At 69.5% G+C, this 26,524-nt stretch carries 20 protein-coding genes and 1 pseudogene; 16 read left to right on the top strand and 5 right to left on the bottom strand.

Annotated elements, in window-relative coordinates; translation table 11 throughout:
* Positions 1-25: 25 nt before the first annotated feature.
* A pseudogene (gene ctaD / locus ACFVKT_RS28250) lies at positions 26-1,552 on the bottom strand (cytochrome c oxidase subunit I); the annotation flags it as partial.
* Positions 1,553-1,953: 401 nt separating this feature from the next.
* Here ctaD and ACFVKT_RS28245 point away from each other — a divergent pair.
* A complete protein-coding gene (locus ACFVKT_RS28245) occupies positions 1,954-2,169 on the top strand; it encodes an I78 family peptidase inhibitor (protein WP_365435138.1) in 216 nt (71 codons plus the stop codon).
* A gap of 109 nt (positions 2,170-2,278) precedes the next feature.
* Here ACFVKT_RS28245 and ACFVKT_RS28240 read toward each other — a convergent pair whose 3' ends face one another.
* Together ACFVKT_RS28240 and ACFVKT_RS28235 are read right to left on the bottom strand one after the other, a co-directional pair.
* Positions 2,279-3,316 (bottom strand): phosphatase PAP2 family protein, encoded by a 1,038-nt coding sequence (locus ACFVKT_RS28240; RefSeq protein WP_385736454.1) that lies wholly within the window; start codon positions 3,314-3,316, stop codon positions 2,279-2,281.
* Positions 3,317-3,396: 80 nt separating this feature from the next.
* Positions 3,397-3,573, bottom strand: coding sequence for a hypothetical protein (locus ACFVKT_RS28235; protein ID WP_385736451.1), 177 nt, complete (start codon positions 3,571-3,573; stop codon positions 3,397-3,399).
* Positions 3,574-3,834: 261 nt separating this feature from the next.
* Between ACFVKT_RS28235 and ACFVKT_RS28230 the strand changes: the two genes are divergently transcribed.
* Both ACFVKT_RS28230 and ACFVKT_RS28225 read left to right on the top strand, forming a co-directional pair.
* Positions 3,835-5,433, top strand: coding sequence for an MFS transporter (locus ACFVKT_RS28230; protein ID WP_385736448.1), 1,599 nt, complete (start codon positions 3,835-3,837; stop codon positions 5,431-5,433).
* Positions 5,434-5,671: 238 nt separating this feature from the next.
* Complete coding sequence (locus ACFVKT_RS28225; protein WP_385736445.1) at positions 5,672-6,862, top strand: acyl-CoA dehydrogenase family protein; 1,191 nt, start codon at positions 5,672-5,674, stop codon at positions 6,860-6,862.
* 65 nt (positions 6,863-6,927) lie between these two features.
* Here the strand turns inward: ACFVKT_RS28225 and ACFVKT_RS28220 are convergent, their stop codons facing one another.
* Positions 6,928-7,368 carry a cell division protein SepF gene (locus tag ACFVKT_RS28220; RefSeq protein ID WP_385736443.1) on the bottom strand — a complete coding sequence of 147 codons (441 nt, stop codon included), beginning with the start codon at positions 7,366-7,368 and terminating at the stop codon, positions 6,928-6,930.
* Positions 7,369-7,658: 290 nt separating this feature from the next.
* Between ACFVKT_RS28220 and ACFVKT_RS28215 the strand changes: the two genes are divergently transcribed.
* The 11 genes from ACFVKT_RS28215 (at position 7,659) to ACFVKT_RS28165 (ending at position 21,212) form a co-directional block, all read left to right on the top strand.
* Positions 7,659-8,840: a DUF5685 family protein gene (locus tag ACFVKT_RS28215; RefSeq protein WP_385736440.1), complete on the top strand. Its 1,182-nt coding sequence runs from the start codon at positions 7,659-7,661 to the stop codon at positions 8,838-8,840.
* Positions 8,841-9,581: 741 nt separating this feature from the next.
* A complete protein-coding gene (locus ACFVKT_RS28210; RefSeq protein WP_385736437.1) occupies positions 9,582-11,390 on the top strand; it encodes an FAD/NAD(P)-binding protein in 1,809 nt (602 codons plus the stop codon).
* 87 nt (positions 11,391-11,477) lie between these two features.
* Entirely contained in the window at positions 11,478-12,359 is an 882-nt protein-coding gene (locus ACFVKT_RS28205) for an amino acid ABC transporter permease (RefSeq protein WP_385736434.1), read from the top strand.
* A 65-nt stretch (positions 12,360-12,424) separates the two neighbouring features.
* A complete protein-coding gene (locus ACFVKT_RS28200) occupies positions 12,425-13,177 on the top strand; it encodes an amino acid ABC transporter ATP-binding protein (protein ID WP_385736609.1) in 753 nt (250 codons plus the stop codon).
* 82 nt (positions 13,178-13,259) lie between these two features.
* Positions 13,260-14,237 (top strand): ABC transporter substrate-binding protein, encoded by a 978-nt coding sequence (locus tag ACFVKT_RS28195; protein ID WP_385736431.1) that lies wholly within the window; start codon positions 13,260-13,262, stop codon positions 14,235-14,237.
* Between the two features lie 70 nt (positions 14,238-14,307).
* Positions 14,308-15,387: an LLM class flavin-dependent oxidoreductase gene (locus ACFVKT_RS28190; RefSeq protein WP_385736428.1), complete on the top strand. Its 1,080-nt coding sequence runs from the start codon at positions 14,308-14,310 to the stop codon at positions 15,385-15,387.
* Entirely contained in the window at positions 15,384-16,682 is a 1,299-nt protein-coding gene (locus tag ACFVKT_RS28185; RefSeq protein WP_385736425.1) for an NtaA/DmoA family FMN-dependent monooxygenase, read from the top strand. The genes ACFVKT_RS28190 and ACFVKT_RS28185 overlap by 4 nt, the downstream gene beginning before the upstream one ends.
* Before the next feature lie 4 nt (positions 16,683-16,686).
* Complete coding sequence (locus ACFVKT_RS28180) at positions 16,687-17,469, top strand: DUF1684 domain-containing protein (protein WP_385736422.1); 783 nt, start codon at positions 16,687-16,689, stop codon at positions 17,467-17,469.
* Positions 17,470-17,907: 438 nt separating this feature from the next.
* Positions 17,908-18,810, top strand: a complete 903-nt coding sequence (locus tag ACFVKT_RS28175) for a S1 family peptidase (protein WP_385736420.1) — start codon at positions 17,908-17,910, stop codon at positions 18,808-18,810.
* Positions 18,811-18,973: 163 nt separating this feature from the next.
* Complete coding sequence (locus ACFVKT_RS28170) at positions 18,974-19,852, top strand: slipin family protein (protein WP_385736417.1); 879 nt, start codon at positions 18,974-18,976, stop codon at positions 19,850-19,852.
* Positions 19,853-20,138: 286 nt separating this feature from the next.
* Positions 20,139-21,212, top strand: coding sequence for a S1 family peptidase (locus ACFVKT_RS28165; protein ID WP_385736414.1), 1,074 nt, complete (start codon positions 20,139-20,141; stop codon positions 21,210-21,212).
* 224 nt (positions 21,213-21,436) lie between these two features.
* On the opposite strand, the gene ACFVKT_RS28160 is transcribed toward ACFVKT_RS28165, so the two are convergent.
* On the bottom strand, positions 21,437-21,607 hold the full coding sequence (locus ACFVKT_RS28160) for a hypothetical protein (RefSeq protein ID WP_385736411.1): 171 nt from the start codon (positions 21,605-21,607) through the stop codon (positions 21,437-21,439).
* A gap of 426 nt (positions 21,608-22,033) precedes the next feature.
* Between ACFVKT_RS28160 and ACFVKT_RS28155 the strand changes: the two genes are divergently transcribed.
* Positions 22,034-25,501: a DNA polymerase III subunit alpha gene (locus tag ACFVKT_RS28155; protein ID WP_385736408.1), complete on the top strand. Its 3,468-nt coding sequence runs from the start codon at positions 22,034-22,036 to the stop codon at positions 25,499-25,501.
* On the top strand, positions 25,498-26,487 hold the full coding sequence (locus tag ACFVKT_RS28150) for an ImpB/MucB/SamB family protein (RefSeq protein ID WP_385736405.1): 990 nt from the start codon (positions 25,498-25,500) through the stop codon (positions 26,485-26,487). Before ACFVKT_RS28155 ends, ACFVKT_RS28150 begins: the two co-directional genes overlap by 4 nt.
* Positions 26,488-26,524: the final 37 nt, after the last annotated feature.

The raw sequence follows: 26,524 nt of genomic DNA, 5'->3' as shown, positions 1-26,524 counted from the left end.
GACACGAGGTCGCCCACTCCAGGGAGCGGCCGAAGCCCCAGGGGTCGTCGACGTCGACCTTGGTGCCGTACTTGGCGGTCTTCCAGACGTTGTAGAGGAACGGCAGCGTGGAGATGCCCAGCAGGAAGGCGCCGATCGTCGAGAGGGTGTTCAGCGCCGTGAAGCCGTCGGCGGCGAGGTAGTCGGCGTACCGGCGTGGCATGCCCTCGGCGCCCAGCCAGTGCTGCACCAGGAACGTCGTGTGGAAGCCGACGAAGAGCGTCCAGAACTGGATCTTGCCGAGCCGTTCGTCGAGCATCTTGCCGGTGAACTTGGGCCACCAGAAGTAGAAGCCGCCGAAGGTCGCGAAGACGACGGTGCCGAACACGACGTAGTGGAAGTGGGCGACCACGAAGTACGAGTCGGTGACGTGGAAGTCGAGGGGCGGCGAGGCCAGGATCACCCCGGTCAGGCCGCCGAACAGGAACGACACCAGGAAGCCGACGGCCCACAGCATGGGGGTCTCGAAGGACAGTGACCCCTTGAGCATCGTGCCGGTCCAGTTGAAGAACTTCACTCCCGTGGGCACCGCGATCAGGAACGACATGAACGAGAAGAACGGCAGGAGCACCGCGCCGGTCGCGAACATGTGGTGCGCCCACACGACCACCGACAGACCGGTGATGGCCATCGTCGCGGCGACCAGGGTCAGATAGCCGAAGATCGGCTTCCTGCTGAAGACCGGCAGGATCTCCGTGATGATCCCGAAGAACGGCAACGCGATGATGTAGACCTCGGGATGCCCGAAGAACCAGAACAGGTGCTGCCACAGCAGCGCCCCGCCGTTCGCCGCGTCGAACACCTGCGAGCCGAACCGCCGGTCCGCCTCGAGGACCAGCAGCGCCGCCGCGAGCACCGGGAACGCGAAGAGGATGAGGATCGAGGTGAAGAGGGTGTTCCAGGTGAAGATCGGCAGCCGGAACATCGTCATGCCGGGCGCGCGCATCCCGATGATCGTCGTGATGAAGTTCACCGCGCCGAGGATCGTGCCGAAGCCGGCCAGCGCGAGCCCCATGATCCACATGTCGGCGCCGATGCCCGGCGAGCGCTCCAGGCTGTTCAGCGGCGCGTAGGCGAACCAGCCGAAGGCGGCGGGTCCGTCGGGCACCAGGAGTGAGCCGAGGACGATCAGGCCGCCGAAGAGGAACAGCCAGTACGACAGCATGTTCAGGCGGGGGAAGGCGACGTCCGGGGAGCCGATCTGCAACGGCATGATCTCGTTGGCGAACCCGGCGAAGGTCGGGGTCGCGAAGAGCAGCAGCATGATCGTGCCGTGCATGGTGAAGAGCTGGTTGAACTGGTTGTTGTCGATGAGCTGCAGGCCCGGCCGGGCGAGTTCGGCGCGCATCAGCAGCGCCATCAGGCCGCCGATGAGGAAGAACGTGAACGACGTGATCAGGTAGAGGTGCCCGATCTTCTTGTGGTCGGTGGTGGTCAGCCAGTCGACGATCACGCGCCCCGGCTGCTTGGTCCGTACGGGTCGCGCCGCCGCCTGCGCGGTGTCCGTCCCCATCGCTCGCCCCTTCGCGATCGCGTTCTGGGCCTGCTGAAGCTCACGCCATGATGCTCGCGCCGCCCCTCGGTCCGACAGAGGGCGCGCGGGGGTTGTGTGTTGGAACCGTGTATTTCCTATGCGGTGTCAGCTCCCGGAGCACGCCCCGGAATCGGAATGGAAAGGCGTAGACGGGTGGCCGGATCCATGCAATCCACCGGGCTATTCGGGGCACTGTCGGGGCAGTCCCGAATTACGTTCGAAGGTGTGCGAGACGCGTACCGAACCCTCGTAGGTGTGACGGAGTTCAGTCGAAACGCGTGTCGTGATCCTGTGACAGAAGTGTGACCGGAGAGGGATAAGCGGGGCATGGTGCGGGGTCGGGCTTCCCCGGTGACGGAGGGCCGCCTAACGTGGCGTTCATGGCACCCATTCCGACTCCTCCCGCAGAGCCCCAGGACAGCACGGAACCCTATGTCGGGCTGGAGGCGAGAAGCGCCGAGCGTCGTGCACGCGAGCACGGCTGGTCCACGGTGCGCTCGCTGCCGCCCGGCACGATCATCACCATGGAATACCGCGCGGGGCGGCTGAACTTCGAGGTCAGCGACGGCAGGGTGACCCGCTGCTGGAAGGGCTGACGGGCGACGCCGTCGACGGTGTGCGCGAAGGCCCCCGGCTCGTCAGGAGCCGGGGGCCTTCGCGTTGCGGGGAGAGGCTGTGCGTACCGGCCCCGCGGGTTCTGGGTGCTCAGGCCCCTGTCGCGGGGCGGGTCGAGGGATTCGTGGGTGTGCGGGGCACCCGGTCCGGCTGCGGCGGGCGGCGGCTGCCGACCGGGGTGACGGGGGTGCGCTCGGAGCGTGTCGTGGATGGTCCGGGAGCCAGGGTGACCGGCGTCCGCGGCGCGCGGGAAGCGGCCGTCTCGTGCGCCGGCATGTCCCCTTCCACGCCGGTGGGGTGCGTGACCATGACCGGCGCGCCCACCGGGGCGGGGGCGGGTGTACCTGCGGGAACGGGTGCGGTACGGGCGCGACGGGCACGCCAGCTGTCGCGCAGGGCGAAGATCCAGACCTCCGCGCGGGCGATCAGCGGCTCGAACCAGGGCAGCGCCAGCAGGATCAGCAGACCCGCCGCCCAGCCCAGGACCACGTCACTCAGCCAGTGCGTGCCCAGGTAGACGGTGGTCAGACCGACGCCCAGGGAGACCACGGCGGAGACCGCGGACAGCCATCTCCTGGCCCGTGGGGTCGAGGCCAGATAGGCCAGGATTCCCCAGGTCACGACGGCGTTCGCGGTATGACCCGACGGAAATATATCGCCGCCGAGACCCATCTCGTTCGAGCCGATCGTGGTCGCGTAGTGCGGACCGAGGCGGCCCATGCCGATCTTGGCGGCGCCGACCGTGATGTTCAGCAGCAGCAGTGAGGCCCCAAGCGTGAGCAGGGGGCGCAGGGTGTGCTGCCGCCAGGAGCGCCAGCCCAGCCAGGCGGTGACCATCACCGCGGTGGGGCCGCGCTGGCCGAGTACTACGTAGTAGTCGAGGAACGCATGGATCTCCGGCCATTGCTGATAAGGGCGGAAGAACATGACCTGCCAGTCGAGCCGGACCAGCCATGAGGTGATCACGACGGCCCACACGATGGCCACGTAGAAGGCCAGAGTCGCGGTGAAGAGCACGACCCTGTGCCGGTTCATGACCGGCACATCGATGTGGGCCGGTCGTTCCGGCTCACGGTCCAGCCGGGCGAACACCCGGTCAAGACGAGTCAGCAATCGTTTGGTACGCACTCAATCGACGTTACAGCGAGTGAGCTGTGTTCCAGGGCGAATCACTCGCTTTGTGATGACGATGTGATGTGGGATTCCTCTCAGGATGATGTCAATTTCCAATGAATCGCTAATCCGCCATGGCCAAACCCTTCAATTCCATTGATCAGGTGTGAGTTCGATTTACCGCACTTATAGTTCCGTTCACCTGAAGATTGGATGAAATTATCCGTCCGCTCACCCGGCGTCACCGGGTTGATCATGAAGATCGGCGCCACTGGGACCATCATTTGTCCTCTATGTGGAGCAATGTCACGAACGCGACGGCGTGCTTGGACGCGGGGCGGCGTGGCGTACGCCACACCCGGGTGGCAGAAACCTGAGAGGTCCGCCACGCGTCATCCGCGAGAACTCGCGTACGCTGACGGCTCACTCGCCTTTGTTGCGTGGGCCGGGATTCCGCTCTCCCAGGCCGCAACCGCAGGGAGTCCCCACCCCGCGGTCCCGCCGAACGCGAGGGAACATCTGGGAGGTAGTACATGTCCGGGACGACTACGGCCGCTGTGCGATGCCGTCGGGAGGCCGGGCCCGGTGCCAACCGCTGGGTCGTCCTGGTCGTCCTCTGCGTCAGCCTGCTCCTCGTCGCCCTCGACGCCACCGTGCTGCATGTCGCGGTGCCCGCCGTCACGGAGGACCTCAAGCCCGGCGGGATAGAGCTGCTCTGGATCGTCGACGTCTACCCGCTCGTCTGTGCCTCGCTCCTCATCCTCTTCGGCACGCTGGGTGACCGGGTCGGCCGCCGACGGATCCTCCTCCTCGGGTACGCGCTCTTCGGCGTCGCCTCCGGACTCGCGGCCCTCGCCGACAGTGCGCAGGTGCTCATCGGGGCGCGCGCCCTGCTCGGTGTCGGCGGCGCGATGATCATGCCCGCGACGCTGTCCATCCTGCGGCAGGTCTTTCCCGACCGGCGGGAGCGGGCGCTCGCGATCGGCATCTGGAGCGCCGTCGCCGCCGTCGGCGCCGCGGTCGGGCCGCTCCTCGGCGGATTTCTGCTGGAGCACTTCTGGTGGGGGTCCGTCTTCCTCGTCAACATTCCACTGATGCTGGTCAGCCTGCCCATCGGGCGACTGCTGCTGCCCGAGTCGAAGGGTGACGGCAAGGGACCCTGGGATGTCGTCGGCGCGCTCATGGGCGCCGCCGCGCTCTTCGGACTCGTCCTCGGTGTGAAGCGGCTCGGCGGAGGTGAGGCGCCGTTCAGCCCGTTCACCCTGGTACCGCTGCTGGCGGGTGGGGCGCTGATGGTCGCCTTCGTACGACGGCAGCGGCGGCGTGAGCATCCGCTGGTCGATCTGCGGATGTTCTCGCGGCCCGCGTTCACCACGTCCGTCTGCTGCATCGTGCTCGCCATGCTCGCCCTGGTCGGGCTCGAGCTGATCGCCGCCCAGTATCTGCAACTCGTGCTCGGCCTCTCGCCGCTGGAGACCGGGCTGCGGCTGCTGCCGCTCACCGTCGCCGCGATGGCGGCCGGGCTCGGCGGGGCGAAGATGCTACGGCGGTTCGGGCCGCGCACGATGGTCTGCTCCGGGTTCTGCGTCACCGCCGCCGCGGTCATCATGCTCACGCCGATGGGCGGGCACGACAATACGGGGCTGCTGCTCAGCGGCTTCATGCTGCTCGGCTTCGGGCTGGAGATGACGCTCTTCGGCGCGTACGAGTCGATGCTGAGCGAGGCTCCTCCGGCGCAGGCCGGCGGGGCCGCGGCGATCGGCGAGACCTCGTACCAACTGGGCGCGGGGATCGGGATCGCGCTCCTGGGGAGTGTGATGAACGCGGCGTACACGCCCCGGCTGTCCTCGGTTCCGGGGGTTCCGTCCGCCGATTCCAAGGCGGCGGGGCACTCTCTGGGAGAGGCGTACGAGGTTGCTGCGCGGCTTGGCGGGCATCCTGGTGCGGCCCTGCGCCATGCGGCTCGGGACTCCTTCGTGCACGGACTGCATGTGACCTTGCTGGTCAGCGCGGGGTTGCTGCTGCTCGGGGCCGCCATGGCGTTGCGGTTGCCGCGGGTCATGGAGTGCGAGACGCCTGCTGCGGAGATCCCCGCGCCCAGGCAGGTCGCGGAGTCCCGCGTCTCCGTGTAGCTCTCCCGCCCACGCACGGCCCGTGCGACTTGGTCGGGAGGTGCCCGTCTCCTGTGGGGGCGGACCGCCGTCGGCGGCCGGCCGTTCGCGGGTCACATGGACGCGGGTCACATGGAATCGGGTCACATGGACACGGGTCTCCGGACGTGGATCCCTGGACGTGCGGGACACTGCGTCGTAACGTCGGCGCCGTATTCGTGACTAGCGGCGCTAGTTTTAGAGTTCCGGAGGCTGTGCCATGTCCGCGTCCTCGAAGTTGCCCCCCTTCGACCCCGCCGATCCGCTGGGTGTCGACGACCTTCTGGACGCGGAGGACCTGGCGATCCGCGCCACCGTGCGGGCGTGGGCCGCGGACCGGGTGCTGCCATACGTCGCCGAGTGGTACGAGAAGGGTGAGCTGCCCGGGATCCGGGAACTGGCGCGGGAGTTGGGCGGGATCGGGGCGCTCGGGATGTCGCTCCAGGGGTACGGGTGCGCGGGGGCCAGCGCCGTGCAGTACGGGCTCGCCTGTCTGGAGCTGGAGGCCGCGGACTCCGGGATCCGGTCGCTCGTGTCGGTTCAGGGGTCGCTGGCGATGTACGCCATACATCGGTTCGGGTCCGAGGAGCAGAAGCAGCGGTGGCTGCCCTCCATGGCCTCCGGCGAGGTCATCGGCTGCTTCGGGCTCACCGAGCCCGACCACGGGTCGGACCCGGGCTCCATGCGGACGTACGCCAAGCGCGACGGCGGAGACTGGGTCCTCAATGGGCGCAAGATGTGGATCACCAACGGGTCCGTCGCCGGGGTCGCCGTGGTGTGGGCGCAGAGCGACGAAGGGATCCGCGGGTTCGTGGTGCCCACCGACGTGGCCGGGTTCTCCGCTCCCGAGATCAGGCACAAGTGGTCGTTGCGGGCCTCCGTCACCAGTGAGCTGATCCTGGACGACGTACGACTGCCCGCCGATGCCGTGCTGCCGGAGGTCACCGGGCTGAAGGGGCCGCTGGGCTGTCTGTCACACGCGCGGTACGGGATCGTGTGGGGGGCGATGGGCGCCGCGCGGGCCAGTTTCGAGGCGGCCGTCGAATACGCGAAGACGCGCGAGCAGTTCGGGCGGCCCATCGGCGGCTTCCAGCTCACCCAGGCCAAGCTCGCCGACATGGCGGTCGAACTGCACAAGGGGATTCTGCTCGCCCATCACCTGGGGCGGCGCATGGACGCGGGGCGACTGCGCCCGGAGCAGGTCAGCTTCGGCAAGCTCAACAACGTGCGGGAGGCGATCGAGATCTGCCGGACCGCCCGCACCATTCTCGGCGCCAACGGCATCTCGCTCGAATACCCCGTGATGCGGCATGCCACGAACCTGGAGTCGGTGCTCACCTATGAGGGCACCGTCGAAATGCATCAACTCGTGCTGGGCAAGGCGCTCACCGGACTCGATGCCTTCCGGTAAGAACTCGTAACCCCGGAAGAACCCGCAAGGACCCCGGCAAGGCAGGGCCGGTGAGCGGCCCTGCCTCAGCTCTGGTTGAAGAAACCGTCGGCAGGACGGCTCGCTGCCTCGCCGCTGACGATCTCCGTGTTGGCAGGGGTCAGCAGGAAGACACGGGTGGCGACCCGCTCGATGGTGCCGCGCAGGCCGAAGGTCAGGCCGGCCGCGAAGTCCACCACGCGCTTGGCGTCGGCGGGCTCCATGGACGTGAGGTTGATGATGACCGGGACGCCGTCCCGGAAGAGTTCGCCGATTCCGCGTGCGTCCCGGAAGCTGTCCGGGGTGACCGTGCCGATCCGGCGGCCCTTCTCCTCAGCCGTCTCGGACGCGACCTTCACGCGAGGGTCGGTGACCCAGGCATCGCCGGTCTCCTGGTTCTCGGCGTAGTTGTCATCGTCGTAGTAACGCTCGTCATCGTTGTCGTCGACGAGGCCAAGCCAGGCACTCGCCTTGCGCACCGATCCCATGGACGCCTCCTCTCACAGCGGTCTTTCTTGCTTTCCGCATCCCCATGGTCGTCCATGATGCGGATGTAGCGCCAAGGGGATAGACGCCGCGCGGGGGTTTCGTGACGGTACTGGTGCACAGCGAATACGTCGAGAGCCCGCGTATCCCAAGGGTCTTGCTGTGTACGGCTGCTGACTGAGAGTGAAATATGATTCTCGACGGCGTTTGGGTGACGGGTGGTGCGTACGGGTGAACGAGGTGGTCGATACGATGCCGCACCTCAACTTCGTACACATCACGGGGGAGTGTCGTGTTCGGGATAGTGAGGCCTTGCAGCCATCGCCTCGGTGAAGGACTCAAGGCCCAATGGATGGCGCATTTGTGCGGGCTGTGTCTCGCGCTGCGCAGGGATCACGGGCAGTTCGCGCGGGTGGTCACGAACTACGACGGGCTGCTGGTATCGGTTCTGACGGAGGCTCAGGCCGAGCGCGCCACGGGATGGCGGCGTACGGCGGGGCCCTGTCCCCTGCGCGGTATGCGGACGGCGTCCGTCGCGCAGGGCGAGGGCGCGCGGCTCGCGGCCGCCGTCTCGCTGGTGCTGGCGTCGGCCAAGGTGCGCGATCACGTGGCGGACGGGGACGGGCTGCTGGCGCGCAGGCCGGTGGCGCTCGCGGCGCGCCGGGTCGCCAGGAGCTGGGGGCGCGCGGGTGCGCGTACCGGCGCGGAGGTCGGGTTCGACACCGCTGTGCTGGTCGACGCCGTGGACCGGCAGTTCGGTGTCGAGGCGCTGGCCGGGCTCGGGACGCCGCTTCTGACGGTCACCGAGCCGACCGAGACCGCGACCGCCGCGGCCTTCGCGCACACCGCCGTCCTCGCCGGGCGCCCGGGCAACGCCGTGCCGCTCGCCGAGACCGGGCGGCTCTTCGGGCGGCTCGCACATCTCCTGGATGCCGTGGAGGACAGGGAAACTGACGCCGCGTCGGGCGCGTGGAACCCGCTGACGGCGACCGGTACCTCGCTCGCGGAGGCTCGACGGCTCGCCGATGACGCCCTGCACGGGATACGGCTGGCGCTGCGCGAGATCGAGTTCACGGACGGCAGGCTGGCGCACGTCCTGCTCGCGCACGAACTGCGGAACTCCGTGGACCGCGCCTTCGGCATGAGCTCCTGCGGACACCGGGTGGATGTATACGGCCCGCCGGCCGGACCGTACGCGCCGCCCGGCGGCCCGGGCGGCCCACCGCTTCCCCCGGAGCCGCCGCGCCGCGACCGGCGTGGGCTCATCGCGGGCTGTCTGGTGTGGGCGGGGCTGGCCTGTACGTGCCAGATGTGCTGCGGCGAGTACCAGGACCCGTGGAGCCGGGAACGCAAAGAAGGGTTCTGCAGTCAGTGCAACTGTGACTGCAGTGGGTGCGGCGACTGTTGCGAGTGCGGTGACTGCTGCGGCAACTGCTGTGACGGGTGCGACTGCGGGTGTGACTGCGGCTGCTGAGGGACGCCACCCCGCAGGCGTGTCGGGGCCGGTGGGCGACCTGCCACCGGCCCGCGCCGGTCGCGACGTTCTGGCCGCACAGCCTCGTCGACGACGCTGTCGGATCGACGGACGAGATGGCGGAAGCGGGCAGAGCTCTGGCCTGGGGCGGGCAGAAAGCAGGCGGATGGCGGTGACAAAAGAGAGCTGTGTGCGCGAGGGGGGCGCGGGATACGCGTGTGAAGGCGTGGGAAGCGGCGCTCGGACGGCGCCGGGAAAACGCAGAAAGCGCCGTCGGAAAGGGCGCAGCGGTCAGCTCAACAGGAAGAGGACCACACTCGACCGAAGTCGATGTGGGAGCGCGTGACCAGCCACTGCTGCGAATACATGGAGCAAGTGGAACAGGCATCCGTTTCCGCGTCAACTGACATGAGACGTATCGCTCACAGTGTGGACACCCTTGACAGTGGGGGGAAACGCCCCCGTACTCTCGACGGACGGCCATGCTGAGGGGCTCGGCCGTGGGGGCGTCCTCGTGACGCTCTGTGTGGTCTGTTCGGCCCCTGTGAGGCCGTGCGGCTCCGTGTGAAGGCACCACCGCGTTCGACTCGACGCATCACGGAGCCTTCGCATGCCGTCCGACACCCTTAGCAAGGCCGCCGCACCGGAAGATGCGGCGCCCTTCCGTATCCTTCCGCAGCGCCGCCTCGGCCGGTGGACCGCCGGCGGCGTTGTCCTGGCCCGCGGTTCGGAGCGCACCCGATGAGCGCGGGGCGGCCCGCCCTGGTGATCGTCGGCGCCGGGCCACGGGGGACCGGTGTCCTGGAGCGGATCGCCGCCAACCTGCCTGAGCTGTACGGGGATTCGGGCACGCAGAGTACCCAGGGCACGCAGGGTACGGCGGCCTCCGAGGGTTTCGACATCCATCTCGTCGATCCCTATCCGCCTGGCGGCGGACGCATCTGGCGCGAGGAACAGTCGCCGCTGCTGTGGATGAACTCGCAGGCTCAGGACGTCACGATGTTCACCGACGAGTCGGTGAACATGGACGGGCCGGTGTCCGAAGGCCCCACGCTGCACGAGTGGGCGGCCCTCGACGGGCGGGTCTTCGCGGACCGGCAGCGTCAGGGCACGTATCTGCGCTGGGTGTACGAACGGGCCGTCGCCGCTCTGCCGTCGGGCGTCAGGGTCCAGCACCACCCGCGCCGCGCCCTGCGTGTCGAGGGGCCTCGCGGGGGACGCCAGCAGGTATGGCTGGAGGGTCTGCCGCGGCCCCTCGACGCCGACCTGGTGGTCCTGGCGCTCGGTCACCTCGACGCCGAACTCGACGACGAACAGCGGGAATTGGCGGCGTACGCCGAGCGCCACGGGCTGGTGCACCTGCCGCCGGACTTCACCGCCGACAGCGACCTGTCCGCGCTGGAGGCGGGCGAAGCGGTGCTCGTGCGCGGCTTCGGGCTCGCCTTCGTCGACCTGATGGTGCTGCTGACGGAGGGACGTGGCGGACGCCACGAGGGAGAGACGTACATACCGTCGGGGCGCGAGCCGATCCTGTACGTCGGCTCCCGGCGCGGGGTTCCGTACCACTCCAAGATCGGTTACGACTGGGAGGGCGAACGGCCGCCGCTGCCACGCTTCTTGGGGCCCGGCGAGATCGACGGGCTGCTCGCGCGGCCGGACGGTTTTGACTTCCGGCGGGACGTTCAGCCGCTGATCGAGAAGGAACTGGGGTTCGCGCACTACCACCGGCTGTTCGCGGCCCACCCCGAGCGGACCCGGACGGCCTGGACGGACTTCGAGGAGAAGTACGCGGCTTCGGACGCCGCCGAGATCCAGGCGCTGGTGACATCCGCGGTGCCCGATCCGGCCGACCGGCTCGACCTCACCGCCCTCGACCATCCGCTCGACGGAGTGCGGCACGCGTCGTACGAGGAACTCCAGACGGGCCTGCGCGCCTACATCGAAGGGGACTTGACGCGGCGTCACGACCCGTCGAACAGCCCGGACCTGGCCGTCTTCCTCGGACTGCTCTCCGTGTACGGCCAGTTGGTCCGGCTCGGTGACATCGGTCCTTGGTGGCACGGCTTCTTCAGCTATCTCGCGTCGGGGCCGCCCGGACCCCGGCTGCGGCAGATGCTGGCGCTCTCGCGGGCCGGAATCCTGAAGTTCGTGGGCGCCGACATGACCGTCACCGCGGAGGACGGCGTCTTCCGGGCGGGCAGTGCCACCGTGCCCGGCGCGAGGGTCGAGGCCCGCGCGCTCGTCGAGGCACGGCTGCCGCACCCCACGGTCGAGCGCACCAGCGACCTGCTGCTGCGCGAGCTGTACGCCGACGGGGCCGCCGCGACCCCCGAGGGGCTGCTCGCCGTGCACCCCGCCGACGGCCGGGTCCTGGACCGCTCCGGCACCCCGCACCCCCGGCGTTTCGCGCTGGGCCCGCACACCGACGCGCGCGGTTCGGGGGCGTTCACCCGGCCGCGTACCGGAGGGCCTGCCTTCCGGCAGAACGACGCGGCGGCGCGCGCCGTGCTGGCGTTCCTGCGCGCGCTCTCCTGTAGGGCCGCGGCCTGAAGCTCCGGCCCTGACGCGTTTTTTGGACTCCGCCGCTCCACCCGCCCGGCGTTCCGCTCACCTACCATCACGCCCCGAGGAACCCTCATGTCCCTGACCAGTGATCCACCCCGCACGAAATCGGCCCCCGAGCCAGAGGATCTCGGCGCGCTCAAGGTCGTGCCCGTCCGCCACCCCTGGCGCTGGGCCGCCGTGGTCGCGACCGCTGTGCTGCTCGCGCAGTTCGCGCACGGACTCGCCACCAACGCCGGCTGGGAGTGGAATGTGTTCGCCGAGTACTTCGCGGCGGACGTGGTCCTCAAGGCGGTCTGGGTCACTCTCCAACTGACCTTCTACGGAACGGCGTTGGGCTTCGCGCTGGGTATCGTGCTCGCCTTCATGCGGCTGTCGGCCAGTCCGTTCCTGAAGGCCGTTGCGTTCGCCTACATCTGGGCGTTCCGCTCCATCCCGCTGATCGTGCAGCTGCTGTTCTGGTTCAACCTGGCCTATCTGTACCAGGAGTTGCAGTTCGGCATCCCGTTCGGGCCCGGCTTCTTCTCCTTCCCGACGATGGACCTGGTCGGGGCCATGAGCGCGGCCGTGCTCGGGCTCGCGCTGCACCAGGCGGCGTACGCGGCGGAGATCGTGCGCGGTGGCGTACTGGCCGTGGACAGCGGGCAGTTGGAGGCGGCCGCCGCCCTCGGTATCCCGAGGCTGCGGCAGATCCGGCGGATCGTGCTGCCGCAGGCGATGCGCTCGATCCTGCCGAACGCCGCCAACGAGGTGATCTCCCTCTTCAAGGGCACCTCGATCGTCTCCGTGATGGCGATCGGCGAGCTCTTCTACCAGGTCCAGGTGATCTACGGCCGCAACGGCCGGGTCGTCCCGCTCCTGATGGTCGCCACCGCCTGGTACATCCTCCTGACCACCGCGCTGTCGATCCTCCAGTACTACGTCGAACGACACTTCTCGAAGGGGGCCACGCGATGAGCGCCACGGTCACGAAGGACGAGGGCGGCGCGCAGGACGAGGGCACGCAGGACCGCACGGCTCCGATGGTGGACGTCAAGTCCGTCCACAAGAGCTTCGGTTCGCTGGAAGTGCTCAAGGGCGTCGACCTCGAAGTGCGGACCGGAGAGGTCACCGTCATCCTCGGCCCGTCCGGGTCCGGCAAGTCGACGCTGCTGCGCACCATCAACCACCTGGAGAAGGTCGACCAGGGCTGGATCAGCGTCGACGGCACCCTCGTCGGCTACCGGCGCTCCGGCGACAAGCTGTACGAGCTGCGCGAACGCGAGATCCTCAAGCAGCGCACCCAGATCGGCTTCGTCTTCCAGAACTTCAACCTCTTCCCGCACCTCACTGTGCTGGACAACATCGTCGAGGCGCCGGTGTCCGCGCTGAAGCGGCCCCGCAAGGACGCCGTGGAGACGGCGCGGAAACTGCTCGACCGGGTAGGGCTGGCCGACAAGGCCGACGCCTACCCGAAGCAGTTGTCCGGCGGTCAGCAGCAGCGGGTCGCCATCGCCCGCGCGCTGGCCCTGGAGCCGAAGCTGCTGCTCTTCGACGAGCCGACCTCCGCGCTCGACCCCGAGCTGGTCGGTGAGGTCCTCGACGTCATCAAGGACCTGGCCCACCAGGGCACGACGATGATCGTGGTCACGCACGAGATCGGCTTCGCCCGCGAGGTGGCCGACACCGTGGTCTTCATGGACGACGGCCGCGTCGTCGAGCAGGGCGCCCCCGGCGACGTACTCGACAAGCCACAGCACGAACGGACCCGGGCGTTTCTGTCCAAGGTCCTCTGAAGCCCCGTTTCTTACTGATCCCTTCTTTCTGATCCTTCTGAAACGGCTCGTCACATCCCTTAACCCTCATAGGAGTTCGCCCATGTTGTCCCGACGTACCTTCGCAGCCTCCATCGCCGCCCTTGTCGCCGCACCGTTGCTCAGCGCCTGCGGTGGTGACAGTGACGCGGCCACCGGGACGGGCGGCTCGGACACCAAGAAGGTCGGCAACATCAACATCGGCCCCGACCAGAACCGCATCCGCGGCAAGAAGGTCGACTCGATCGCCGCGCTCCTGCCGGCGGCCGTCCGCGAGCGCGGCACGCTCAAGCTCGGCCAGAGTGCCGACGCCTCGCCGCCACTCGGGTTCTACGCGACCGACGACAAGACCAGAATCGGCTCGGAGATCGACCTCGCGACGCTGGTCGCGGACACCCTCGGTCTCAAGCTCGACAACGAGGAGGTCTCCTGGGAGAACCTCTTCGTCGGGCTCGACAGCGCCAAGTTCGACGCCGTGTTCTCCAATGTCACCGTCACCGAGGAGCGCAAGGAGAAGTACGACTTCGCGACCTACCGCCTCGACAACATCTCCTTCGAGGCGAAGAAGGGCGTGGACTGGACGGTCAAGGAGCCCAAGGACGTCGCGGGCAAGACCATCGCCGTCTCCTCCGGCACCAACCAGGAGAAGATCCTCGTCGACTGGAGCAAGCAGAACGAGGCCGCCGGGCTCGAGCCCGTGGACATCAAGTACTTCCAGAAGGACACGGACTACTACCTGGCGCTCCAGTCGGGACGGATCGACGCGTATTTCGGCCCGAGTCCGTCCGCCGCCTACCACGTCGAGTCCGCCGGCCAGACCGTGATCGTCGGCACCCTCTCCGGCGCCGGTGACAAGCTCCAGGGCAAGATCGCCGCCACCACGAAGAAGGACAGCGGCCTGGTGGACGCCTACGCCGCCGCCATCAACCACGTGATCGAGAACGGCCAGTACGCCGAGGTGCTCAAGCGCTGGGGGCTGACGAGCGAGGCCGTCGAGAAGTCCGAGATCAACCCGCCGGGTCTGCCGAAGACCGAGTCGTAGTCCACCCCCGGGCGGCGGGATCCGCACAGATCCCGCCGCCCCCTTGCTCACCGCTGAAAGGTCCCACCCCATGACCGCACCGAACGGCCGGGGGCTTCTGCACCTGGCCGCCGCCCTCGACCAACAGGCGGCCTACGACGCCGCCTCCCATGTGGAGCTGGCGCAGCTCGCGGAGCGCGGTGCGCTCGACTTCGTGACGCTCGGCGACACCTTCGCCCGTCCAGGGCCCGACGCGCTCGCCGTCCTCGCGCGGGTGGCGCCCGTCACCCGCAGGGTCGGGCTGGTGCCGACGGTGACCACCACGCACACCGAGCCCTTCCACGTGCAGGCGGCCGTGGCGACCCTCGACTGGGTCAGCCGGGGCCGGGCCGGCTGGCGGATCGAGGTGTCGACGTCCGAGGGCGAGGCCCGGCTGTTCGGCCGGCGGCATACCGCGCCCGCCGACGCGCTGTGGCGGGAGGCCGGCGAAGTCGCCGACGTGGCCGCCCGGTTGTGGGACAGCTGGCAGGACGACGCCGAGATACGCGATGAGGCGACCGGCCGCTTCATCGACCGGGACAGACTGCACTACGTCGACTTCGAGGCCCCGACCTTCTCGGTGAAGGGACCCTCGATCGTGCCGCGCCCTCCGCAGGGACACCCCGTCCGCGTCGTCGACGCCACCGAGGGGCACGCCCGGCAGACCGCGGCCCGGTACGCCGACGTGGCGCTCGTACGGGTCGCGGGCCCGGCGCAGGCCCGTGCCTTACGGGCCGAACTGCGGGACGGGGCAGCGAGATTCGGGCGGAACCCGGACGACCTGCGGGTGCTCGCCGGGCTCACCGTCGACCTCGGTGACGGCGAGCGCGCGGCCGAGCCGGGCCACGGCGGCGGCGGACCCCGGCAGACCGCGCAGGGCCCGCTGTACCGGGGCGGTCCGGTCGACCTCGCCGACCTGATCACCTCCTGGCACGAGGCCGAGGCCGCCGACGGCTTCCACCTCACGCCCGTCGAACCCCTCCGTGACCTGGAGCGGCTCGTCAACGGCACGGTGGCGCTGCTCCAGCACCGCGGCCTGTTCCGCACCTTCTATCCGGGCAGCACGCTCCGGGAACACCTGGGGCTTGGGCGGCCCGCCAACCAGTACGCCGTGGCAGGGGGAACGTCATGACCGTACGCAAGCAGGTGCACCTCGCCGCGCACTTTCCCGGCGTCAACAGCACCACGGTCTGGGCCGATCCCCGGTCCCGGTCGCAGATCGACTTCTCCTCCTTCGAGCATCTCGCGCGCACCGCCGAGCGCGGTCTCTTCGACTTCTTCTTCCTCGCGGAGGGGCTGCGACTGCGCGAGCACCGGGGACGTATCCATGACCTGGACGTGGTGGGACGGCCCGAGTCGATCACCGTGCTCAACGCGCTCGCGGCCGTCACCGAGCGGCTCGGGCTCGCCGCCACGGTCAACGCGACCTTCAACGAGCCCTACGAACTCGCCCGCAGGTTCGCCACGTTGGACCACCTGAGCGGCGGCCGGGCCGCCTGGAACGTGGTGACCTCCTCGGACGCCTTCACTGGTGAGAACTTCCGGCGCGGCGGCTATCTCGACCGCGCGGACCGCTATACGCGAGCCGCCGAGTTCCTCGCCACCGCGCGGGAGTTGTGGGACTCCTGGACGCCGGACGGACTGCCCCGCCCCTTCGCACACCGGGGTGAACACTTCGACATCGCGGGCGAGTTCACGGTGCCGCGCTCTCCGCAGGGGCACCCGGTCGTCATCCAGGCCGGGGACTCGCCGGAGGGCCGCGAGTTCGCCGCGTCCGCCGCCGACGTGATCTTCACGCGGCACGGGACTCTGGAGGCGGGCCGGGAGTTCTACGCCGATGTGAAGGGGCGGCTCGCGAAGTACGGGCGGGCGCCCGAGGATCTGAAGATCATGCCCGGGGTCACCGTCGTACTCGGCGACACCGCCGCCGAGGCCCAGGAGCGGGCCGCCGAGATCCGCCGCCTTCAGGTCTCGCCGCAGAACGCGATCCTCGCGCTGGAGCAGATCTGGGGCGTCGACCTCTCCTCGTACGACCCCGACGGGCCACTCCCGGACATCGACCCGGAGCCCGGATCGACCCTGGTCCAGGGGCGGGTGAAAGTCGCCGACCCCTTCGCGATCGCCGAGAAATGGCGGGCCCTGTCAAGCGAGAAGGGGCTGTCCATCCGGCAGACCGTGATCGAGGCGAGCGGCCGGCAGTCCTTCATCGGCACTCCGGAGGCCGTCGCGGCCGAGCTCGACGAGTTCGTGACGAAGGACGCCGCCGACGGCTTCATTCTCGTACCGCATCTGACACCCGGCGGCCTGGACGGCTTCGTGGACCGGGTGGTGCCGCTGCTCCAGGAGCGCGGCGCGTTCCGCACGGAATACACGGGCACGACGCTGCGCTCACACCTCGGGTTGCCGGATCCGGTGTGGAAGGGTTGATCACATGACGACGGACGCATCCGAGGACTGGAAGCACTGGCACGAGCACCGCGGCGAGACGGTGTCCGCGCCCTACGGACCGCTCGCGCTGTCGGGCACCTACTGGATCGAGGACTACCCGGAGGGGGAGCTTCCGGGGATCCCGGGACGGTGGGCCGCCGCTGACGACGCGGTCGTACTGACGGCGACGGCCGAGGACGGTCTCACTCTCGGCGGGGAGCTCTTCACCGGCGAGGTCACGCTCGGCGCCGACCTCGGTCCGGCGGACGGGGCCCGCGTCGGGCACGGCGAGCGCCGGTTCGTCGTGCTCGTGCGGGAGGGGGTCTGGGGCGTACGCGACTTCGACCCCGGCTCACCCGCGCGGAGGGCCTTCAAGGGCATCGAGGCGACCGACTACGATCCGCGCTGGTCGGTGCCGGGGCAGTTCACGCCGTACGGCGAGAGTCGCACCGTACGCGTGGAGAACGCGGACGGGCGGGCGCGCGGTCTGGGGCTCGGCGGGGTGCTCGCCTTCACCCTCGACGGACAGGACCTCACGCTCCAGGTCTCGGTGGAGAGCGACGGCTCGCTGTGGGCCGTGTTCGCCGACTCCACGAGCGGGGAGAGCAGTTACCGCTTCCGGTTCCTGCGGCCCGCGGCGCCGGACGCCGAGGGGCGTACGACGGTGGACTTCAACCGGGCCGTGCTCCCGCCGTGCGCCTTCGCGGACCACTTCATCTGCCCGTTCCCGCCGCCCGGAAACACCCTCGGCACGGCGATCGCGGCGGGGGAGCGGAACCTGCTCTGAGTCGTCCGGTCCCGGTCCGCGCGCGCCGACGGTGGTCTTCGTCGGCGCGCGTTCGTGTGGCCGGACGTATCTCTCTGTGAGACGGCTGTGGGCGTGACAGGAACACGCCATTCTCGGCCAGGGTCCCGCTCGTCCGATGGCCGTGCCCGCCGAGGGCGGCGATCATCGGCGGCCACAGCGGTGACATGGTCAATGCCTGTCAACACGCGTAGTTCGGAGGCATGGCCGACGCAAGATCAACCCACTTGTGTCATTGGTCAGTTGAACGCTGCATGACCGAAAGGTGCCCTTGCGGACATTGGTCACGCGGTCGAATACTCCCCCACAGCGCTTCCCAGGAGCACGGCTTGTCCGGAATCCGGGCAGGGGTGTCCCTGGCTGCGCCTCACGGGCCCCGACCCCACGCGGGCCCCCGAAACCCCCCTCGGAGGGACGAACGTGAGGATCAAGCGCACCACCCCCCGCAGCGGCATAGCGAGACGGGTCCGGCTGATCGCCGTCACCACCGGACTCGTGGCCGCAGCTGCTGTCACCATCCCCACCTCCAGCGCGAGCGGCGCGGAGCCCTTCAGCGCGTCCGAGCTGAAGAGCGCCGGCGCCTCGGTGCTCAAGGCCGATGTTCCCGGCACCGCCTGGGCGGTCGACGCGAAGACCAACAAGGTCGTCGTCACCGTCGACAGCACCGTCTCCGCGGCGGAGATCTCGGAGATCAAGGCGACCGCGGGCGACAACGCCGGCGCCCTGCAGATCAAGCACGTCCCCGGCAAGTTCAACAAGCTGATCCAGGGCGGCGACGCCATCTACGCGACCAGCTGGCGCTGCTCCCTCGGCTTCAACGTCCGCAGCGGCACCACGTACTACTTCCTGACCGCCGGTCACTGCACCGACGGCGCGGGCACCTGGTGGTCCAACTCGACCCACACCACCACGCTCGGCACCACGGCGGGCTCCAGCTTCCCGACCAACGACTACGGCCTGGTGCGCTACACCAACACCACGGTCGCCAAGGCGGGCACCGCCGGCGGCGTCGACATCACCAGCGCGGGCACCCCGGCCGTCGGCGCCACGGTCTACCGCGACGGCTCGACCACCGGCACGCACAGCGGCCGGGTCACCGCCCTCAACGCGACCGTCAACTACGGCGGCGGCGATGTCGTCTACGGCATGATCCAGACCAACGTCTGCGCAGAGCCCGGTGACTCCGGCGGCTCGCTCTACTCCAGCTCCGGTGTCGCCTACGGTCTGACCTCGGGCGGCAGTGGCAACTGCACCTCCGGCGGCACGACGTTCTTCCAGCCGGTCACCGAGGCCCTGAGCGCCTACGGCGTCAGCGTCTTCTAGGCCGGCAGCCACCCCCCACCGGCTGTCGCACGACCTGACCTGCAGCCAGCAGAAGGCGAGCCCCCGCACGCAACTGACGTGCGGGGGCTCGCCCTTGCTCGGGTGACGGAGTTACCGTCGACGTACATGCCTGATGCGCCCACTTCGGACCCTGGGGGCCGTAATGGTGGAGGAGCTGGTGGCGGCGGGAGTCTCCGTCGCGTCCGTGGGGCTGGTCTATGTGATGGCCGGGGCCCGTGTCGTCAAACAGTACGAACGGGGCGTGGTGCTGCGGCTCGGCAGGCTGCGCTCGTCGGTGCGCGGCCCCGGGTTCACGATGATCGTGCCCTTCGTCGACAAGCTGCGTAAGGTCAACATGCAGATCGTGACGATGCCGGTGCCCGCGCAGGACGGCATCACGCGGGACAACGTCACGGTCAGGGTGGACGCCGTCATCTACTTCAAGGTGATCGACGCGGCCGATGCCGTCATCCAGGTGGAGGACTACCAGTTCGCGGTCTCGCAGATGGCGCAGACTTCGCTCCGTTCGATCATCGGCAAGAGTGATCTCGACGATCTGCTCTCCAACCGCGAAAAGCTCAACCAGGGCCTGGAGTTGATGATCGACAGCCCGGCGGTCGGCTGGGGTGTGCAGATCGACCGCGTCGAGATCAAGGACGTGTCCCTGCCGGAGACGATGAAGCGGTCGATGGCCCGGCAGGCGGAGGCCGACCGCGAGCGCCGCGCCCGGGTCATCAACGCCGACGCGGAACTTCAGGCGTCCAAGAAGCTGGCGGAGGCTGCCGGGGTGATGTCCGAGCAGCCCGCCGCGCTCCAACTGCGGCTGCTGCAGACGGTGGTGGCGGTCGCCGCCGAGAAGAACTCCACGCTCGTCCTGCCCTTCCCGGTGGAGCTGCTGCGGTTCCTGGAGCGGGCGCAGCAGGGTGCGCCGAGTGCGCCACCCGCGGCGGCAGTGCCGCAGCAATCGGTGCAGGAGCAACTCCCGCCCGGCGAGGACCCGATGGAATCGGACCCCGAGGGGTCGAAAACCGGACAGGACTAGACCTCACAGGCTGCGCAACGGGTACTCGCACGGAGTGTTTGCACAGCGAACCCAGGTGGAGTGACCACCCACAGTCAACACATAGAGGGCGTACGCCCCTTGGCGCACGCGAGTCCTGAAGTCGACCTTGTGTGCCCCCGGTGCGCCTCGGAATAGTGGGCATCGAACTAATCGAACTATTGGCATGGACGCGGCTTTTTGCTGTACCGCGGCTCCATGTCCGTACGCCTTCCGGCCGAAGAGGTCCCCACAACCTCCCGGCCGACCCCCCACAGGAGGACGTAAGTTGAAGCACCGACGCATATCCAGGCGGCGTGCCGCCATCGCGGGCGCCGGCATCACCGCGCTGATCGCCGCGGGAGTAACCTTCCAGACTGCGAACGCCAGCGAGACCCCGGCGCTGCGGACGTTCTCGGTCGAGGCGGCCGGAAAGCTCGCCTCGACCCTCGGCAAGGACCTCGGCGCGGACGCGGCGGGAACGTACTACGACGCGAAGACCAAGAGTCTCGTCGTCAACGTCCTCGACGAAAGCGCCGCGCAGACCGTCCAGGCGACCGGCGCCCAGGCGAGAGTCGTCGAGAACTCCCTCGCCGAGCTGACGAGCGCCCACACGACGCTCCAGAAGGACGCGACCATCCCCGGCACCTCATGGGCGACCGACCCGGAGACCAACAAGGTCGTCGTCACCGCGGACAGCACGGTCTCCAAGACCGAGCTGGCCAAGCTGACCGAGGTTGTCGACGGGCTCGGCTCCACGGCCGAACTCCAGCGTACGAAGGGGGAGTTCAAGCCCTTCATCGCGGGCGGCGACGCCATCACCGGCAGCGGCGGCCGCTGTTCGCTCGGCTTCAACGTGGTCAAGGGCGGCGCGCCGTACTTCATCACGGCCGGCCACTGCACCGAGGCGATCTCCACCTGGTCGGACTCGTCCGGCAACGTGATCGGCCAGAACGCGGGGTCCAGCTTCCCGGACAACGACTACGGTCTGGTCCAGTACACCTCCAGCGTCGCCCACCCGAGCGAGGTCGACCTGTACAACGGGTCCGCGCAGGCCATCACTCAGGCGGGCAACCCGACGGTCGGCCAGTCGGTGACCCGCAGCGGTTCGACGACCCAGGTGCACAGCGGCACGGTCACCGGCCTGAACGCCACCGTGAACTACGGCAACGGTGACATCGTCAACGGGCTCATCCAGACCAACGTCTGCGCCGAGCCCGGCGACAGCGGCGGCTCGCTCTTCTCGGGCTCCACCGCGATCGGACTCACCTCCGGCGGAAGCGGTGACTGCACCTCGGGCGGCACGACGTTCTTCCAGCCGGTCACCGAGGCGCTTTCGGCCTTCGGGGCGTCCATCGGCTGACGGCCGCGGCATGTGACGGAGCCCCGTTCCCGCTTCTGCGGGGGCGGGGCTTTCGCTTTCGCGGCCTACGAGAGGTGCGGCCCAGGGGAGTTGAGGGGCTGCGGCCCCGGCGTCCGCTTCCCTGCCGCCCGCTTTCCTGCCGTCTGCTTCGGTGTGGCGCTTCTTGCGGAACGAAGCCGCGAGGCGGTCACCGCGCTTCCCGCCACCGCCCACGCCGAGGGCACCTACAGCGGCCCGGTCACGACGTCATTGTCTTTGAAGTACGCGATCGCGCGGGCGACCCAGGTGTCCGCGCCCGGTTGCCCCTCGGTGACATGGCGTACGGCACCGACGGCCGCCCCGTCCGCAGGTTCCGCGTCGGTACACCCCACCTCGGCAAGCAGGGCACCCCGCACGTGTGGGAGTACGGCGTCAACCTCATCGGTTGCACCTGGCCGGTCGACGGGGCTCCACCGCGAGCCGTGTCTACGCCCTCGGTGAGCAGGGCGAGACCAGCCGGCTCGTCGCCGTGGCCGAGGACCGTGCGCGCCGACCTGGAACCCGTACTCGGCTCCGAAGCCGCATAGAGCCCGGATCCACCCTGACTTGTCACGCAAAGTAATTAGATTCCCGCGCTCCGTCACCCGTTCCCCAACTGCTCTGCCCTGCCAGGGAGATGGCGGGGCAGTCCTGTTTCGGTCGCCGCCCGCCTCGCCAATGAATCGCTGATGTGTTCGAATCGAGTCGCTGACCGGTACTGATGGGGTTAGAGTAATCGAACGAACGTACGACGAAGATATCGGGCGTATGGCTGAAAAGGGGCGGAGTGATGGAGGTGCGGCATGGCGGGCTTCGCCCATCTGCACGTCGCGTCCGGTTACTCCGCCCGCTACGGCGCCTCGCATCCCGAGCAGCTCGTCCGGCGGGCGGCCGATCACGGAATGGGGGCCCTCGCGCTCACCGACCGGGACACCGTCACCGGAGCCGTCCGGTTCGCTCAGGCGTGTGCGAAGGCCGGAGTCCGGCCCGTTTTCGGCATCGACCTCGCGGTCGATGCCCTGGCGCCCCCGCCGCCGGCCCAGCGCCGCCGCACCCCGGCACGCGGCGGCGCGCATGTCGTCGAGCCGCCGCTGCGGTTCGTTCTCCTCGCCCAGAACCGGGCGGGCTGGGCGCGGCTGTGCCGCATCAGCTCGGCCGCCCATGCCGGCGCCGTGTCCGGTACGGCGCCCGTGGTGCCGTGGGAGGCGCTGCGCGAGTACGGCGGCCCCGGTCTGACCGTCCTGCTCGGACCGCTCTCGGAGCCGGTGCGGGCGCTGTCGGTGGGCCGGGAGGACGTCGCGATGAAGCTGCTGGCGCCCTGGCGGGAGGTCTTCGGGGACGGGGTCCGGTTGGAGATCGCCGCGCAGAAACGTTCCAGCACGGGGCCGGGATCCCTTCGCCTGGCCGCCCGCACCCTGGCGCTGGCCGACCGCACCCGCACCACCGCGGTGCTCTCCAACGCCGTCCGCTACGCCGACCCCGACCAGCACAGGCTCGCCGATGTCCTGGACGCGGCCCGGCTGCTGCGGCCGATCGACCGGCGCCGCCTGGACAGCGGGCAGCGCTGGCTCAAGGACGAGCGAGGAATGGAGACCGTCGCGCGAATGATCGTCGAATGCGCCGGAGGGGACATCCGCCGGGCACGGCGTCTGATGGCGGACACCGCGAACACGGCGGCCGCCTGCGCCGTCGACCCTCGAACCGACCTCGGCCTCGGCACGCACCACCTCCCGGAACCGTCGCTCTTCGGCGTCGAGCCGGGAGCGGGCGGCGCGGCCCGGCTGCTGCGCCGGAGGTGTGAAGACGGCCTGGCCCGACGCGGCCTCGACCGCGACCGGGCGGCACTCGACCGGCTGGACGAGGAACTCGACGTGATCTCCCACTGGAACTACGACTCGTACTTCCTCACCGTCGGACAGGTCGTGGCCGACATCCGGGCCAAGGGCATCCGGGTCGCGGCCCGTGGTTCGGGCGCCGGCTCGCTGGTCTGTCACGCGCTGGACATCGCCACCGCCAACCCCCTCGACCACCACCTGTTGTTCGAACGCTTCCTGAGCAAGCGCCGCGAATCGCTGCCGGACATCGACATCGACGTGGAGTCCGCCCGCCGCCTGGAGTGCTACGACGTGATCTTCGACCGGTTCGGCAAGGAGCGGGTGGCGGTCACCGCGATGCCCGAGACCTACCGGGCCCGCCGGGCGCTGCGGGACACCGGACTCGCCCTCGGCATCGCACCCGCGGACGTGGACCGGATCGCCAAGAGCTTCCCGCACCTGCGGGCCTCCGACATCACCGGCGCCCTCGCCGAGTTGCCCGAGTTGCGCCAACTGGCGGCCGAGGCACACCGGTTCGGGCCGCTCTGGGAGCTCGCCGAAGGCCTCGACTCCCTGGTCCACGGCATGGCCATGCACCCCTGCGGCGTGGTCATCAGCGACGCGACACTCCTGGACCGGCTGCCGGTGCAGCCCACCCCGCAGGGCGACTACCCGATGGCGATGGCGGCGAAGGAGGAGATCGAGGCGCTGGGCAACATCAAACTCGACGTCCTGGGTGTACGGATGCAGTCCGCGATGGCTCACGCCGTCGCCGAGATCGAACGGACGACCGGCAACCGCATCGACCTGGACGATCCCGAACAGGTGCCGCTCGACGACGTCTTCGCGTTCAAGCTCATCCAGGAGAGCCAGACCCTGGGCCTGTTTCAGCTGGAGTCGCCCGGCCAGCAGGACCTTCTCTCCCGACTCCAGCCCCGCGATCCGCAGGACGTCATCGCCGACATCAGCCTCTTCCGCCCCGGGCCGGTCGCCGGCGGCATGCCCGAGCGGTACATCGCCGCCCGCCACGGCGGTACGCCGGACTACGCCCACCCGGACCTCGAACCCGTGCTCGCCGACACCTACGGCGTAACCATCTGGCACGAGCAGATCATCGATACGCTGCATGTGCTGACCGGCTGCGACCGGGCCTTCGCGGAGATCACCCGGCGGGCCCTCGGTGACAAGGACCAACTGCCCAGGATCAAGGACTGGTTCCACGAGCGGGCACGCGAGCGTGGCTACAGCGCGACCGTCCGGGACGAGGTCTGGAAGACCGTCGAAGCCTTCGGCGCGTACGGCTTCTGCCGGGCGCACGCGGTCGCCTTCGCCGTGCCGGCCCTGCAGAGCGCCTGGCTCAAGGCCCACCACCCGGCGTACCTGCTGGCGGGGTTGCTCGAACACGATCCCGGGATGTGGCCCAAGCGGGTCCTGGTCTCCGACGCCCGTCGGCGTGGCGTGCCGATCCTGCCCGTCGACATCAACCGCTCCAAGGTGAAGCACACGGTGGAGAGGACCGACGGGGAGCAGTGGGGCGCACGGCTGGCGCTGTCCGCGGTGCACGGCATCAGCGAGGAGGAGTGCGCGCGGATCGAGGAGGGCCAGCCATACGGATCGCTCTCCGACTTCTGGCAGCGGGCCCACCCCAGTCGGCCGGTCGCCGAGCGCCTCGCGGAGATAGGTGCGTTGAGCCCTCTCCATGACGGGCGTCTCACGCGGCGCGACCTGCTGCTTCAGATCGCCGAACTCCACCGGGCCTCCCGCGCAAGGTCCGCCGGCAAGGGTCAACTGCCCATCGACGCCGGCGCGGTGGGGGGAGCGGAGCCGAGCGGTCTGCCGGAGATGACCGGACGCGAGGCCCTGAGCGCCGAGTTGGGCACCCTCGGCATCGATGTCTCCAGGCATCTGATGGAGCATCACCACCGGTTGCTGCGCGAGATCGGCGCGACGGACGCGGCCCACCTGGCCGAACTACGCGCCGGTCAGCAGGTGTTGGTAGCCGGTGTACGGGCCTCGACCCAGACCCCGCCGATCGCCAGCGGCAAGCGGATCATCTTCGTCACCCTGGAGGACGGCTCAGGACTGGTCGACCTGGCGTTCTTCGAGGATTCCCACCCGGCCTGCGCGCACACGGTCTTCCACAGCGGGTTGTTGCTGGTCCGCGGCACGGTCCAGGTGCGGGGCACCCGCCGTACCGTCGTCGGCACCATGGCCTGGGACCTGGACGAGATCGCCACCGCCCGCCGCGACAACGGCCCCGAGGCCGCCCTCGCCCTGCTCGGCGCCGACCGCCCGCACCCGACCCCCGCCCAGCCGGCTCCGGGTCAGCCGCAGCGCACCCTGGCCAACGGCACCACCGGCGCCCGCCTGCACCCGTACGCCGACCTCCAGCCCGCCGGTACCCGCTCGGCCGATCTGAAGAAGTTCGGCCATCGCAGCCCCGGGAGCGCGGGATGACCACGCGGCAGCGGCATATCGCCCACCTTCATCTGCATACCGCGCCGACCGAGGCCCAGTACGCGGATATAATCGAACTGGTGTCCGGTATCACGCCTCATGTGCAGGCCGTCCCACCGGACGCCCTTCAGCTCGATCTGACGTCGGCACTCCGGTACTTCGATCTGTCTCCCTACGACGTCGTCCAGCTGGCGAAGATGAGGCTGAAGCTCTTCTACGACATCGACAGCAGCGCCGGGCTCGCGGGCAACCGCATGCTGGCCGCGATGGCGGCCGACGCGTCCGCGCCCGGCGGGACCACCTGGGTCCCTGCCGGCCGGGCCGCCGACTGGCTCCACCCCCGCCCGCTCACCGCACTGCCCGGGATCGGCCGTGCCACGGCGACCACCCTCACCCGGTACGGCCTGCACACCATCGGCCAGATCACCGACATACCCGCGGCGACCCTGCAACGCCTCCTCGGCGCCGGCCAGGCACGGCTCCTGGCCGAACGGGCCCGTGGCCACGACCTCCGCCCGGTCACCCGCACCGAACCGGCGACCCATCTGACCGCCGACCTCGTACTCGACCGGGACTGTCTCGACCCGGCGCAACACCACGGATCCGTCCTGGAACTCGCCGACGAGATCGGCCGACGCCTGCGCGGTGAACGCCAGGTCGCCGGCCGCCTCGCCCTCACCGTCCGATACGCCGACCGCAGCTCCACCGCACGCGTACGCACACTGCCGGAACCCACCAACCACACACCCGCCCTCGCCACCACCGCCCAGGGCCTGCTGGCCTCCCTAGGGCTGCAGCGGGCACGTGTCCGCGCCTACGTCCTCCGCGCCGACGACCTGAGGCCGGCCGAGGTCGCCCATCGCCAGCTCTCCATGGACCCTCGCGACGACCGGGCCCGCGCCGCCGAAGCCGCCGTCGACCGTGCCCGCAGGCGGTTCGGGCCGGAGGCCGTCGGCCGGCGCAAGCCGACCGTCCCGCAGCTCTGACCGGTCACCAAGCTGTCACGCCGGCCCACAGAAACAG

Source organism: Streptomyces sp. NPDC127595 (genome assembly GCF_042671685.1).
Taxonomy (GTDB): domain Bacteria; phylum Actinomycetota; class Actinomycetes; order Streptomycetales; family Streptomycetaceae; genus Streptomyces.
Note: the sequence above shows the minus strand (reverse complement) of the source record. Positions and strands in the feature narration are given on the sequence as shown.